The organism is Amycolatopsis sp. YIM 10 (assembly GCF_009429145.1).
In the GTDB taxonomy this organism is placed as follows: domain Bacteria; phylum Actinomycetota; class Actinomycetes; order Mycobacteriales; family Pseudonocardiaceae; genus Amycolatopsis.
In genome coordinates this window covers 4,934,768-4,947,802 of the sequence record NZ_CP045480.1, presented here as the reverse complement: position 1 = coordinate 4,947,802, position 13,035 = coordinate 4,934,768, and the positions used below count along the sequence as shown (strand labels likewise).

General features: G+C 71.0%; 11 protein-coding genes. 4 read left to right on the top strand and 7 right to left on the bottom strand.

Features of this window, described 5'->3' with window-relative positions; all coding sequences use genetic code 11:
* Positions 1-45 precede the first annotated feature (45 nt).
* A complete protein-coding gene (locus YIM_RS23545; protein ID WP_153032401.1) occupies positions 46-303 on the top strand; it encodes an acyl carrier protein in 258 nt (85 codons plus the stop codon).
* A gap of 63 nt (positions 304-366) precedes the next feature.
* Here the strand turns inward: YIM_RS23545 and YIM_RS23540 are convergent, their stop codons facing one another.
* Genes YIM_RS23540 through YIM_RS23515 form a run of 6 tightly spaced genes read right to left on the bottom strand, consistent with a single transcriptional unit; the run spans position 367 to position 6,857 of the window.
* Positions 367-1,563: an MFS transporter gene (locus YIM_RS23540; RefSeq protein WP_153032400.1), complete on the bottom strand. Its 1,197-nt coding sequence runs from the start codon at positions 1,561-1,563 to the stop codon at positions 367-369.
* Positions 1,564-1,591: 28 nt separating this feature from the next.
* Entirely contained in the window at positions 1,592-2,923 is a 1,332-nt protein-coding gene (locus YIM_RS23535; protein ID WP_153032399.1) for a peptide ligase PGM1-related protein, read from the bottom strand.
* Positions 2,920-4,212: an aminotransferase class III-fold pyridoxal phosphate-dependent enzyme gene (locus YIM_RS23530; protein WP_228004933.1), complete on the bottom strand. Its 1,293-nt coding sequence runs from the start codon at positions 4,210-4,212 to the stop codon at positions 2,920-2,922. Before YIM_RS23530 ends, YIM_RS23535 begins: the two co-directional genes overlap by 4 nt.
* Entirely contained in the window at positions 4,209-4,607 is a 399-nt protein-coding gene (locus YIM_RS23525) for a thioesterase family protein (RefSeq protein WP_153032398.1), read from the bottom strand. The genes YIM_RS23530 and YIM_RS23525 overlap by 4 nt, the downstream gene beginning before the upstream one ends.
* Positions 4,608-4,650: 43 nt before the next feature.
* A complete protein-coding gene (locus YIM_RS23520) occupies positions 4,651-5,814 on the bottom strand; it encodes an acyl-CoA dehydrogenase family protein (RefSeq protein ID WP_153032397.1) in 1,164 nt (387 codons plus the stop codon).
* Positions 5,811-6,857: a 3-oxoacyl-ACP synthase III family protein gene (locus YIM_RS23515; protein WP_228004932.1), complete on the bottom strand. Its 1,047-nt coding sequence runs from the start codon at positions 6,855-6,857 to the stop codon at positions 5,811-5,813. The genes YIM_RS23520 and YIM_RS23515 overlap by 4 nt, the downstream gene beginning before the upstream one ends.
* 668 nt (positions 6,858-7,525) lie before the next feature.
* Between YIM_RS23515 and YIM_RS23510 the strand changes: the two genes are divergently transcribed.
* A complete protein-coding gene (locus YIM_RS23510) occupies positions 7,526-10,645 on the top strand; it encodes an amino acid adenylation domain-containing protein (protein ID WP_153032395.1) in 3,120 nt (1,039 codons plus the stop codon).
* Between the two features lie 4 nt (positions 10,646-10,649).
* Here YIM_RS23510 and YIM_RS23505 read toward each other — a convergent pair whose 3' ends face one another.
* Positions 10,650-11,279: a LysE family translocator gene (locus YIM_RS23505; RefSeq protein ID WP_153032394.1), complete on the bottom strand. Its 630-nt coding sequence runs from the start codon at positions 11,277-11,279 to the stop codon at positions 10,650-10,652.
* A 153-nt stretch (positions 11,280-11,432) separates the two neighbouring features.
* On the opposite strand from YIM_RS23505, the gene YIM_RS23500 reads away from it, so the two are divergent.
* Both YIM_RS23500 and YIM_RS23495 read left to right on the top strand, forming a co-directional pair.
* A complete protein-coding gene (locus YIM_RS23500) occupies positions 11,433-11,783 on the top strand; it encodes a chorismate mutase (RefSeq protein ID WP_153032393.1) in 351 nt (116 codons plus the stop codon).
* 4 nt (positions 11,784-11,787) lie between these two features.
* Positions 11,788-13,035 carry an MFS transporter gene (locus YIM_RS23495; RefSeq protein ID WP_153032392.1) on the top strand — a complete coding sequence of 416 codons (1,248 nt, stop codon included), beginning with the start codon at positions 11,788-11,790 and terminating at the stop codon, positions 13,033-13,035.

Sequence of the window (13,035 nt, the reverse complement as noted above, 5' to 3'; positions counted from 1 at the left end):
TAGCCTGGAAGCGTTCCCCAAAAAACAGTGTCGAGTGGAGGATCCATGTCACACTTCGGTCCCGTTGAATTGCAGAAGATCATCGATTCCTGCGTGGGCACCGACGACAACATCCGGATCACCGAAGGCAATGTCGACGACAAGTTCGCCGACCTCGGCTACGATTCGCTGGCCGTGTACGAGATCGCCACCCGGGTCCAGGACGACCTCGGGATCCCGGTCAGCGACGAGCAGATCGACGCCATGAAGACGCCGCGGCAGCTGATCGAGTTCGTCGGCGAAAGCCTCGCGCCCGCGCGGTGAGCCGTCCCGGGTTGGCCGCCGGAAAAGCGGCCAACCCGGGAATCACGACAGTCGGTATTCCGATCAGGACTCTTTGCTCGACACCATTTCGGGACGGCGTTCGGCACGGCGTTCGGTGAAAAATCCGGCCACTCCGGCGAGCGCGGTGACACCGACGCCGAACAATACGGCCACCGACGGGCTGGCGATCGCCAGCACCGCACCGGAAGCCATTCCGCTGACGCCGTATCCGACACCGCTGCCGACGTACATCATCGAATACCCGGTGGCGTGGAGATCCTCCGGCAGCCGCTCACGCAACGACAGGTTCCTGGCGGTGAGCAGCGCCGCCTGGAACAACCCGGCCAGCAGCAGCCCGATCGCGGCCCCCGGCAAACCGGGCAGCAGGGCCATCACCGCCACGAACAGGGTCACCACCAGCAGCAGCAGATTGCTCTGCGTGCGGTAGGAACCCGGCCACCGGTCGCGCAGGCCGTAGCAGAATCCGCCGACGATGCTGGCCACCGCGAACCCGGTGAGCAGCGCACCCGCCCAGCCCACCGCGACCCCGCGATCTTCGAGCAGAGCCGGCAGGGTCAGTTCCGCGGTGGCCAGCAGGTACATCGCCGCGGCGCTGGTCAGGTAGACCGGCCAGGCCGACCACAACGCCCGGCGGCGGCCGGTCGCCGGGGTTTCGGGGACCGGTTTCCCGGCGGGCAGGCGCCACACGGCGAGCGCGCTGAGCGCGGTGCTCACCGCGGCCACCGCGAACGGGAGCGAGGCGTCGAACCGCAGTGCCAGCACGCTGACGATGGCCGGGGACAGCGCCCAGGCCGCCTGGTTCAGCATGGTGTCCACGCTCAGCGCCCGCGGCACGTCGTTCTCCGCGACCAGCCCGGTCACCAGTGAGCGCAGGCTGCCCGGCGCGATCGCCGCCGGCGCGCCGGCCACCACGGTCAGCAAGATGTGCACCACCAGCGGCGCGTCGGGCACGAGCGCGAAAACCCCGACGGCGAACGCGCTGATCAGCAGTCCGATGCCGAGCGGGCGGCGCAGGAAGGATCCGCGCAGGCGGGCGCCGAACACCAGAGCGCCCACCGTCTCGGCGATCGTGTACACCGCCGCCAGCACCGCGCCGACGGCATACCCGCCGGGTGCCTCCCGCGCGAAGAACACCAGTGCCAGTGGCATCATCGCCACCGGAAGGCGGCTGAACAAGGTCGCGACCAGCCACACCGCGACGCCGCCGGTGGCCAATCCGCGGTAACCCATGCGCGCCATCCCCTCCTGTCGTATCGGCGGCGCGGGCTCAGTGCTCGCCGCGGTCCGGGAAAAGCCCGCCGATCGCCTTTTCCATTGTTTCCGCCGCGGCGACATCCGCGGCCAGCACGCAGTATTCCAGCACTCCGGTCTGCGCGGTGTGGTCGCCGGTGATCAGCACTCCCTCCCCGCGTCCGGTGTCGAATTCCAGCCCGGCGGCGCGTACCCGAGCCACGGCTTCGGCGGTGGAATCGACCTGCCAGTGGTTGCGGGTGAGCATGACGGACTCGGTGAAGTAGTCGTCGCCGACCAGTGCGCGGCCCAGCCAGTCGAGGTGCGAGGTACCGCCGACCCGGCCGTTGAACTCGGTCAGCAGCATCCGGCCGTCCGGGGTGATGATGCCGTCGATGTTGATCAGACCGCGGTAACCCATCGCCGCCACGGGTTCGCACAACCGGGCCAGCGCGTCCCGGTAGGCCTCCCGCACCTCCGGGCTGCCCACCTCGGAATGGATGGCGATACCGTCGAAAATGGGCTCCATGCGCATTTCCCCGAAATGGTTCAGCCGGAACCCCTGCCCGGTGACCACGCATTCGGCGCCGAGCGCGATCGAGCCGGGCAGGTAGTGCTCCAGCACGGCGGGCCGCGCACCGTCATTGGTGTAACCGGCCCACCGGTCGCCGAAATGCGCGGGCACCTCGTCACCGCTGACCACCGACAGGTGTTTCGCGCCCACCTTCGCCACCCCGCCGTGCGGGGCGAGGATTTCGTTGCCGTAACCACCGGCGTGGAAGTCCTGCTTGACGATGACCGCCTCCCCGCGCCCGAGCAGTCCGGCGGCGAACGACTCGGCCTCCGCGCGGTCGGTGGTGGCGATCCCGGTGGTGTGCGGCACGCCGATCCCACCGGCGATCGCGCGGAAAACGCTCTTGCTGTTGAGCAGGTCGGTACCGCCCGCCGCGGCGAAGCCGAACCCCTCGGTGTTCTCGTGCAGCCCGAGTTCGGCGGCCAGCGCGGTCACCGTGCGGTCGAAGGAATACGGCAGCACGCGATCGAGGCCACGGCCGCGGGTCAGCTCCGCCAACCTGGCCCGCAGCCCCGGATCGGCGAGCCGGTCCCTGGTCAGCACGTCCGACCCGAACACACCCGGTGGGGGCACCACGATTTCGATCGCGTCGCGGTCCATCCCCTTCCAGTGCAGCAGGAAGGCCAGGAAGTCCGGGTGCGGTGGCTGCGGCAGCAGCGCCACGTCACCGGGTTCGGCCAGCCACAGCATGCGGACCGAGATGTTGCCGGCCACCGCGCGTTCGGCGGGGGTGAACGTACGCAGGTCGCCGACCAGGTGGTCGTTGTAGGAATTGCCGATCAGCAGCGTGCTCATACCGCGCTCCCGAAGTCCCGCAGGGTCCGCTCCAGCCGGTGGAGCAGTTCGTCCAGTTCGTCGCCGGTGATGGTCAGCGGTGGCGCCACGAGCACGGCCTGCGTCGCGTGCGCCACCCCGGCCGGGTACACGACCAGCCCATGATCCCGCGCCGCCAGGCACAGGCGCGGCGCCAGCGGCCCGGCCGCGTACGCCGCGGCCTCCTGCTCCACCGGCAATCCCCACAGCAGACCGCGCCCGCGCGGCATCCCCAGCAGCGGGCTGCGGTCGGCCAGCCCGGCCAGCCGGGTGCCGAGTTCCTCGCCCACCCGCCGGGCGCGGGCGGGCAGGTCGTGGTCACGGGTGTAGCGGAGCACGGCCAGCGCGGTCGCGGTGGACAGCGGGTTGCCGCTCATCGTGTGCCCGAACGCGAAGTCCGCCGCCGTGCGGCCGGGCAGCACCGGGGCGCCGACCAGGCAGGCGCCGATCGGCGTGTAGCCGGAACTGAGGCCCTTGCCGATGGCGACCAGGTCGGCGCGCACCCCGGACGGCTGGTGCCCGAACCAATCCCCGGTTCGCCCGAACGAGGCCAGCACCTCGTCCAGTACCAGCAGCGCACCGGACTCGTCACACAGCTCCCGCAGCCGCCGCAGCACCTCCGGCGAGGTCGCCGCGGCGCCGGTGGAAGCGCCGCCGATCGGCTCGACCACCACCGCCGCCACCCGTTCCGGGCCCGCCTCGCGGAAGGCGTCCTCCCATTCGGCCACCCCGGGCAGCAACGCCGCCGGATCGAGCGCCTTCACCGGGACGGTGGCGGCGCTGTGGTCGTGCAGCGGCGCCAGTCCCGCGCGCCGGCCCGGGTGCCCGGACACGCCCAGTGCGCCGGCGGTCATCCCGTGGTAGCTCGGGAACTGGGTCAGCACCACGGCGCGATCGGTGTCGCCGCGCTGGGCGTGGTGGTGGAAAGCCAGCCGCAGCGCGGTTTCGATCGCTTCGGACCCGGAGTTGACGTAGACGACCTCCCGGTGGTCCGCACCGGCGACGGCCAGCACCTCCCGGGTGAGGTCCTCGGTGCACCGGGTGCCGAACTGGCTGCGGTGGGCGAAGGTGACCAGCTCCGCCTGCGCCCGCATCGCGTCGAGCACCTCGGGCACACCGTGGCCGAGGTTGACGCAGATCGGGCCCGAACTGCCGTCGATGTAGTCGCGGCCCCGTTCGTCGTAGACCCGCGCGCCACGCGCCTTCGCGGCGATCGGCACCCCGCGCGCGGTGACCGGCGCGGGCCCGGCGAGGTCCTGTGCGGTGCTCACCGGACCGCCAGTGCCGACACCTTGGCCTGGAATCCGGCGACCTCGATCACCGCGCGCAGGTGGGTGCCATCGCAGACGAGGGTGCCCGCCGAGTCGTGCACCTCGAAATCGAACCGGATCTTGCGGTCCACCCTGTCCGCGTGCACCCGGTAGCGCACTCTGGCGCCGACCGGGGTCGGGGCGCGGTGGTGCAGCACCGCCTCCACCCCGACGGTCATCTCACCGTCATCCAGGTGCCCGGCCAGCGCGTCGGCGCACAGCTTCTCCATCCGGCCGAGGATCGCCGGGGTGGACAGCACCTCCAGCCCGGTGTTGCCCCAGCGGCTCGCGCAGTCATCCGGTTCCACCACCCATTCCGATCGCGCGTGCACCGCGCTCTCCGAAATCCGGACCATAGCGGGAAAACTCCGTTCTCGTGTCTGCCGAAGCCCAGTGGGCTCAGCCTGCGGTGACCAGCTGCCTGGCGCTGACCAGGTTCTTGAAGATGTTCTTCTTCTGCATTTCGTCGGTGCCACCGGCGATGCGGAAGGCGATGGCGTCGCGCAGCTGGCGTTCGATGCCGTGGCCGCGTTCGCAGCCGAGGTGCCCGAACAACTGCACCAGTTCCAGGCCGGACCGCACGATGCCGTTCGCGGAGAGCAACTTCGCACAGGACGCGAGCGTGCTGAAATCCCCTTCACGGCGGTTCAGCGCGTCCAGCGCGGTGTAGGAGAGCGAGCGCGACGCCTCGGCCGCCATCTTCATGTCGACGATCTTTTCCTGGATGTACTCGTGCTCGGCGAGCGGAACGCCGAACGCGCGTCGGCTCAGCGCCCGGTCCAGCGCCATCGGGATCAGCGCCTCCAGATGCGCGGCGACGATGATGCCGTAGAGCATCCGGTCGAAGGCGAGCGTCCAGTAGAGGGTCTTCAGCCCGTCACCCGGCGTGCCGATGATCCGGCTCGCCGGCAGGCGCACGTTGTCCAGGTGGATCGGGCCGAGCGGGCTGGTGCGCAGGCCGACCAGGTCCTCGTGCTCACCGCGCGACACCCCCGCCTGGGTGGCTTCGACCAGGAACAGGGTGATGTCGTGCTTGCCGAGCCCGGCCACCCGGCCGAGGATCATCATCACGTCGGCGACCGGCGCGTTGGTGATGTGGGCCTTTTCGCCGGTGAGCCGGTAACCGTCACCGGTTTTTGTCGCGGTGGTGGACACCGCGGCCACGTGCGAGCCGCCCGCCGCCTCGGTGGCCGCGGTGGCGCCGACCGCACCGGAAAGCAGTGGTGGCAGCAGATCCGCGCGCTGCTCGTCGGTACCGTAGTTCAGCAGCAGCTGCAGCAATCCGGCGTGCGCGGCGGCCGAGAGCACGAACCCGGTGTCCCCGGCACCGTGGGCCAGGCCCTCGAACGCGGCGATGTGATCCCACAGGTCGCCGCCTTCGCCACCCAGCTCCACCGGCACGTGCACGCGCCAGAACCCCTCCGCCGCCAGCGCTTTCCAGCCCTGCTCGTGAAAGGTGGCGGTCCGGTCGCGTTCGGCGCTGCCGGGGGCCAGGTGCTCCCGGCCGAATGCGGCGAACCGCTCGCGCAGTCGCTCCTGCCGTTCGTTCCAGGTCAGTTTCACGCGTTCTCCTTGATCCGCTGGGACTGGCCGGCCGCCGCCGGCCAGCGCAGGAAGGTCCGGCCCCAGGACATCCCGGCGCCGAAGGTGATGAGCAGAACCGCGTCGCCGGGCCGGATCCGGCCGTCGCGCGCGGCGACGTCGAGGCCGATCGGCACCGACGCGGAAGCGGTGTTGGCGACCAGGTCACCGGTGATCACCAGTTGCCGGGGCGCCAGATCCACGGTGCGGGCGCAGGATTCCAGCAGGCGCGGATTGGCCTGGTGGCAGATCACGTGGTCCAGGTCGGCGGGCTCGATGCCCTGTTCCTTGGCGGTGTCGGTGACCAGCCGCGGGAACTCCGCCAGCACCAGTTCCGCCACGTCGCGGCCGGACATGGCGATGTGGTGCTTGCCGCCGGCCAGTTCCTCCGGGGTGCTCGCCACCGGCGGCCCGCCGGTCGCGTACTCCGCCATCCGCCCGTCGGTGATCAGTTCGGTGGTGAGAATGCCCTCGCCGTCCGGCACCCGCCCGAGCACGACGGCACCCGCGCCGTCACCGAAGAGCGGGTAGGTCCGCCGGTCGGCGGGATTGAGGTAGCGCGAATAGGTGTCGGCCGCGACAACGAGCACGTAGTCGCGCCTGGGGTCGGCCGCCAGCAGGCCGCGGCCCGTTTCCACGGCGAACAGGAAACCGGCGCACGAAGCGTTGACGTCGAACGCCAGCGACCCGTGCGCGCCGATGGCCGCCTGCAACCGCGCGGCCACACCGGGAATCGGACGGTCCGGCGTCGAGGTGGCGACCACCACCGCGTCGAGTTCGCCCACCGCCACTCCGGCCGCCTCCAGCGCGCGGAGTGCCGCGCCCGTCGCCAGTTGTGACGCGGTTTCCCCTGGTTCGGCGAATCGGCGCTCCCGCACGCCGATCCGCTCGGCGATCCAGCGGAGGTCCACCCCGAGCAGGTCCGCGACCTCCGCGCTGCCGACCCGCCGTTCCGGCAGGCACGAACCGGTGCCGAGCACACCTACATTGCCGCCGCCGAGACCGGCGGTCGTTACTGCGGACACATTTCCTCCGGATTCCATGACAGGGCGGCCGCACCGGGGCCCGATGCGGCGGAAACGATTGTGCAGACGAATTCGGCAGGTCGTCGCGGCCGATGGTCATTCAACACCGGCGAACGCGATTAATCAGAAACCCCCACGCGGCCCGACAATTTCCCGGCCGGCAGTCGCACGCTACCAACGTCGCACCGGAGCCCACAACCACGAACCAACCCGCCAAAACGGGGTCACCCCAACGGAGCACATCCCCAGGCCGGTCCCCACACTCGGGCTACTTTTCCACAGGTATTACTAATGCGCGGCCTGCGTCGATTCGGTGGCGCTCCGTTATGCCCGGTTTCACTGCTCAAGAATTGCCACCTACCGCTTGACACCCCGCTGCGGCGTCCCCCTACACTGGCCAACGGTCACGGGTCGAGCCAAGCGCCCGTCCACCCGATGATCAGCAGGACATTACTGGGGAAGACCGGCCTCACGGCCGAAGAGAACTGGGGTGGGGGTCTTCGTGCGCACGCGGCACACGAAGCAACTGCTGTGAAGATCGTTTTTCGCACGCGGCACACACTGCCGCTGATTCACCATGTCCGCATGGTCACCGTCAGCGCCGACGGGACTTCATTCTTCACCACTCACGCGCATTCGCGTCGGAGCCAGGAGAGCCATCGATCCCGATGACCGAATACGACCGCAGAAGACACGGAATCCACAACCTGGAGCGACCCGAGGTCATCGCCGACCCCCGCGGTTACGTCGAGGCCATCGGCGAACTCGGCCCGCTCTTCTTCGACGAGGTAGGACAGCTCTGGGTGTGCTCGGGCTACCGCGAGGCGGCCCGGATCCTCAGCGACTTCAAGAACTTCTCCTCCGCTCGCGGGCGGCAGAGCGGCGAACTCGCCGAACGCGGCCTCGGGCCGGGCGCGGAACTGGCCGCGATGGTGGGGGAGCAGATGCTGTTCACCGATCCCCCGTCGCACAGCGAATTGCGCGCGCCGCTGCGCGAGCAGTTCTCCGTGGCCAAGGTCCGCGAACGCGACGACGACGTCCGCGACCTGGTCCGCGGCATCCTGGACCGGCTGCCCGGCGAGGGGCGGATCGACCTGGTCGGCGACCTCGCCGGGCCGCTGCCCTCGGCGCTGGTGGCCTATCTGCTGGGCATGCCGGGCCAGCAGCTCCGGCTCGGGCGGTGGGCCGACGGTTACGAACGCCTGCTGGGCAGCCTTTCCTCGCTGCCCGACGTCCGCGACGGTGAGGTGGTGCCGATCCTGCGCGAGGCGATGGCGGCGTTCACCGAACAGGCCAGGGCACGCCTCGCCGAACCGGCCGACGACCTGATCGGCGCGCTGGCCGGGCCGCTGGCCGGGCTGGACCTCGACGACGCCGGACTCGAGCGGCGGCTGCACATCATCGCGGCGAACTGCGTGGTGCTGGTCGGTGGTGGTTACCAGACGCTGACCCAGCTGGTGGCAGGCGGGCTCCTGCTGCTGGAGCGCCACCCCGAGCAGCAGCGGGCCCTGCGCGAGCGGCCCGAGCTCATCGACTCCGCGATCGACGAGTTCATGCGTATCAACGGTTCCAGCCAGTACGTCGCCCGGCAGGTCACCGCCGACGTCGAGATCGGCGGGGTGCGGCTGCGGGCGGGGCAGAGCGTGCTCGTGCACCTCGGTGCGGCCAATCTCGACCCCACGGTGTACGAGGACCCGCACACGCTGGACATCACCCGTCGCGGCCCGCGGCACCTGGGCTTCGGCCTCGGCAGGCACTACTGCGCCGGGGCACCGTACGCCCAGCAGGCCGCGCGCTGGGCGATCCTCGGTTTCCTCGAGCGTTATCCGCACTACGAGACCGAACCCGGGCCGGACGCGGTGGTGTGGGGCAAGCACGCCAACACCCGGGCACCCGCCCGGGTGCGGATGCGCGTGTCGGCGGGCGAACCCGTTGCCGCCGCCCCATTGTCCAAAGTAGACGCGGAGAACAGCGTGGACCTCCGAGCACTGCTGGAACGCTTCAACGACAACGAGGTCCTGATCGGCGAACACCGCTGCTGGCACCACCTCTTCGAGCGGTGGGCCAGGACCACACCGAACGCGATCGCCGTCCGCGACAGCGACGGCGAGTGCGGTTACGCCGAACTCGACGAGCGGGCCAACGCGCTGGCGAGAACCCTGCGTTCCAGCAACGTGCAGCCGGAATCCGTGGTCGCCGTGGTGATGGAGCGCTCGGTCGACTTCGTCATCTCGGTGCTCGCGGTGGCCAAGGCGGGCGGCGCCTTCCTGCTCGCGGCCGCCGATTCGCCGGCGGAGCGGCTGCGGCACATGCTCCACGACGCGTCGGCGGAACTGGTGCTGGCCGACGAGCGGACCGCCGCGCGGCTGCGCGACGCCGGGCTGAGGACCACCGTGCTGATCCCCGGCACCACCGGCCGGGCCCCGGTTCCGCCGGTCACCGGCACCACCGGCGGGAACACCGCGTACGCCGTGTTCACCAGCGGCACCACCGGGCAGCCCAAGGGCATCGTGATCGACCACCTCGGCGTGGTGAACCTGCACCTGGCCCAGCGGCGGATCCTGCGCATCACCCCGGCCGACCGGGTGCTGCAGTTCCTCTCCCCCAGTTTCGACGGCTGCGTGTTCGACCTCGTGCTGGCGCTGACCGCGGGCGCGACCCTGGAGGTGGCACGCGGGCCCGAGCTGACCGTCGGCCCGCCGCTGATCCGCCTGATGCGCGAGCGGGCGGTCACCGCCGCGAACCTCACCCCGTCGGTCTGGGCCGCGCTGCCCGACGCCGAACTGCCCGACCTCCGGCTGGCGATGGCCGCCGGTGAACGGCTTCCCGCCGCCACGGTCACCCGCTGGCACCGGGCGGGCCGCCGGTTCTGCAATCTCTACGGGCCCGCGGAGACCGCGGTGTGGGCCACCTGGCACGACTGCGTGCCCGGCGAGACACCGCCGATCGGGAGCCCGGTGACGAACAAGCGGGTCTACGTGCTCGACGAGGATCTGCGACCGGTCGGTATCGGGGTGCCCGGCGAAATCTGCGTCGGCGGGCTCGGCGTCGGCCGGTACCTGTCCCGGCCCGAGCTGATGGAAACCAAGTTCACCCCGGATCCGTTCGGGCGGCCGGGAGAACTGCTCTACCGCACGGGTGACGTCGGACAGTGGCTGCCGTCGGGTTCGCTGGAGTTCCTCGGCCGCCGCGACCGGCAGGTCAAGATCCGTGGCCAGCGCGTCGAACTCGACGAGATCGAGCGGACGCTGGCGCTGGCACCGGGCGTCGCCGAGAACGTGGTGATCGCCGCGAACGGCGGCCTCGAGGCGCTGATCGTCCCGGCAGGCACCGAACTCGACGAAGCGGCCGTGCGGGAGTACCTGGCCGCGCGCCTGCACACCGGCATGGTGCCGGCCAAGTTCACCGTGGTGGACGAACTCCCGCGCACCGACACCGGCAAGCGACGGCTCGACCAGGCCGCCGCGGCGGCGGCACCGCCGGTGACCGCACCGGAATTCGGGGCGGCGCGGGCGAGCGCCCCGGCGACCGATCTCGACGGGGCGCTCGAGCGGCTGGTGCGGTTGTTCGCCGACTGCCTCCGCGTACCGGCGGCTCAGGTCGATGCCGAGTCGGACTTCTTCGCCGAGGGCGGCGATTCGCTGGCCCTGTCGGCCCTGCTGACCCGGATCGAGCAGGAGTTCGGCACCCGGATCGACGTGGAGCGCCTGCTCGACGACCCCAGCCCGATCGGGGTGGCGCGGGCGGTCACCGGCGCGCCGGCCCGGCTGGCCAGGACGGCCCGGTGAACGCTCAGACCTTCTCCAGCGCCAGCCGGAGACCGAGGGCGATGAGCACGGTGCCGGTCACCCGCTCGAGGTTGCGCCGCACCCGTTCACGCGCGAAGAACTTCCGCGCCATGCCGACAAAAACCGCGATCAGCAGGAACCAGCCGCCGTCGATGAGCACCTGCAGCAGGGCCAGCGGCAGCGTGGTCAGCAGGACGTCGGCGCCCGGCGGGATGAACTGTGGGTAGAAGGCGAACATGAACACCGCGACCTTGGGGTTGACCAGATTGGTCAGCAGCCCCGAAAGCGCGGCGCGGTGCCAGTTCTGCCGGACCGCGGCCTCGTCCACCGGCAGTTCCCCGCCGGGGTGCCGGGAGGCCAGCCAGGCCTGCACCCCGAGCACCACCAGCACGACGGCCCCGGCGACGCGGAGCACGGTGTACGCCGCTTCGCTCGCGGCCACCAGCGCGGCCACGCCCGCCGCGGCGGCCACCGCCCAGGCGAGCAGGCCGGCTTCGATGCCGAGCACCACCGGGACGGCCGAGCGCGCACCACCCAGTGCCGCCCGCCGGATCACCAGTGCCGTCGTCGGACCGGGCACCATCGCGCCCAGGGTCACCGCGAGCACGAAACCACCGAGATTCGACCAAGTCATGGGCGCAGTATCGCACAACGACACCGGGCGGATCACCTTCGGGGAACCAGCACCCCGGAACTGACCGGAATGCGCAGAAACCGGCACAGCCGGCTTCAGCGCGCCCTTTACAGGCACTCGGGCAAACCGGGAACAACGCAACGGACGGGATCAATGCAGGCGCACGACACGGTGTCCGATACCGGGCACAACCCTTGCCCGCCAAGCGAAGACGAGCGGGTTCCGACTCCGGCTGAGCAGGTCATACAGGGCACGCGCGGCCGGATCGACGAAATAGACAACCAGATAATCGAGCTGATCGGACGCCGCAAAAAACTGTCATCGGAAATACAGTCCGCCCGGCTCGGCGCGGGCGGGACGAAGATTTCCTACGGCCGGGAGAACGTCGTCATCGGACGTTATTCCCGGGAACTGGGCAAACCGGGGCGGGCACTGAGCATGGCCATTCTGGAAGTGTGCCGCGGGGCGCTGGACACGGCCGCGCGCCGACCGGCGGACAGCTGACGAGATGACCGAACTGCGGCGGTTCCGGGTACTGGTGGCCGGTACCACGGTGTCCAACTTCGGCGGCTACCTGAACATGGTGGCGCTGAACCTGTTCGTGCTGGAACGCACCGGCAGCGCGGTGAGCATGGGCTTGTTCATGGCGCTGCGGCTGGCCGCCGGGTTCGCCGCCGGGCTGGCCGGTGGCACGGTGGCCGCCCGGCTGCCGCGCAAGCCGGTGCTGATCGCCTGCGATCTCGGCCAGGCGGCGGCGTTGCTCGCGCTGGTGGCGGCGACCGCGGGCGGTGGTGACGCCGGGCTGGTGCTGCTGCCGGTGGTGGCGGTGGCCACCGGGCTGCTCGGCAACACCACGGTGGTGCTGTTGCGCAGCAGCGTGCCGGACCTGGTCGGCGCGGCGGACCGGATGCGGGCCAACGGCATGCTGGTGACCGGCCGGGCGATCGCGATGACCGCGGGCTTCGCCACCGGCGGTGTACTGGTGGCCGCACTGGGCTACCGCACCGCGTTCGTGGTCGACGCGCTGACCTTCGGGGTGTCCGCCACGACCGTCGCGGTGCTGGCGCTGACCTTCCCCGCGCCGTCGAAGGCGGCCGTGCGGGCGGACGGCGCGCCGGTCCGCCGGTGGGCCCGGGTGGCCGGGCTGGTGGCCGTGCCGCCGGTGCTGGCGATCCTCGCCATCCGCGCACTGGACGCGTTCGGCTCCGCTTCGCACAACGTGGGGGTGCCGGTGTTCGCCTCGCGGGTGATGCCGGAGGACCCCGCGGCACTGGTCGGCTGGTTCCTGGCCACCTGGGCGATCGGGCTGCTCGGCGCGCACCGGGTGGTGCGCCGGCTGCACCGCGACCGGCCGCCACGGCACGACGAGCGCGCGTTCGCCGCGGGCACCTGCGTCATGTCCGCGGCGTTCGTACTGGCCTTCGCCATGCCGTGGCCGTGGTTGCTGGTGGCCGCGCTCGTCGCCGGGATCGCCGACGGCTACACCGAAATCACCTACACCACCCGGCTGCAGGCCGAGCCCGATCCGGACCGCGGGCACTACTTCGGCTTCGCCGCGGTCGCCGAGAACGTCGGCCTCGGCGCCGGGTTGCTGGCCGCGGCGGCACTGACCGAACTCTGGCCGGTGGTCGCAGTGGCCGGGCTGATGCACGGGCTGGTGCTCGTCGTGGCGGCGGTGTGCGTCGCGACCGGCGCGCTGGGCAGGCGCGGGCCGGCCGAACCCGCCGAAGCCGCAGACACCGCGGGAGGGCGCTGA

What these genes read in the sequence shown, in the direction of transcription:
- YIM_RS23525 (WP_153032398.1), bottom strand. Translation starts at nt 4,607, where the DNA reads ATGGTCCGGATTTCGGAGAGCGCGGTGCACGCGCGATCGGAATGGGTG.
- YIM_RS23495 (WP_153032392.1), top strand. Translation starts at nt 11,788, where the DNA reads ATGACCGAACTGCGGCGGTTCCGGGTACTGGTGGCCGGTACCACGGTG.
- YIM_RS23535 (WP_153032399.1), bottom strand. Translation starts at nt 2,923, where the DNA reads ATGAGCACGCTGCTGATCGGCAATTCCTACAACGACCACCTGGTCGGC.
- YIM_RS23510 (WP_153032395.1), top strand. Translation starts at nt 7,526, where the DNA reads ATGACCGAATACGACCGCAGAAGACACGGAATCCACAACCTGGAGCGA.
- YIM_RS23545 (WP_153032401.1), top strand. Translation starts at nt 46, where the DNA reads ATGTCACACTTCGGTCCCGTTGAATTGCAGAAGATCATCGATTCCTGC.
- YIM_RS23540 (WP_153032400.1), bottom strand. Translation starts at nt 1,563, where the DNA reads ATGGCGCGCATGGGTTACCGCGGATTGGCCACCGGCGGCGTCGCGGTG.
- YIM_RS23505 (WP_153032394.1), bottom strand. Translation starts at nt 11,279, where the DNA reads ATGACTTGGTCGAATCTCGGTGGTTTCGTGCTCGCGGTGACCCTGGGC.
- YIM_RS23500 (WP_153032393.1), top strand. Translation starts at nt 11,433, where the DNA reads ATGCAGGCGCACGACACGGTGTCCGATACCGGGCACAACCCTTGCCCG.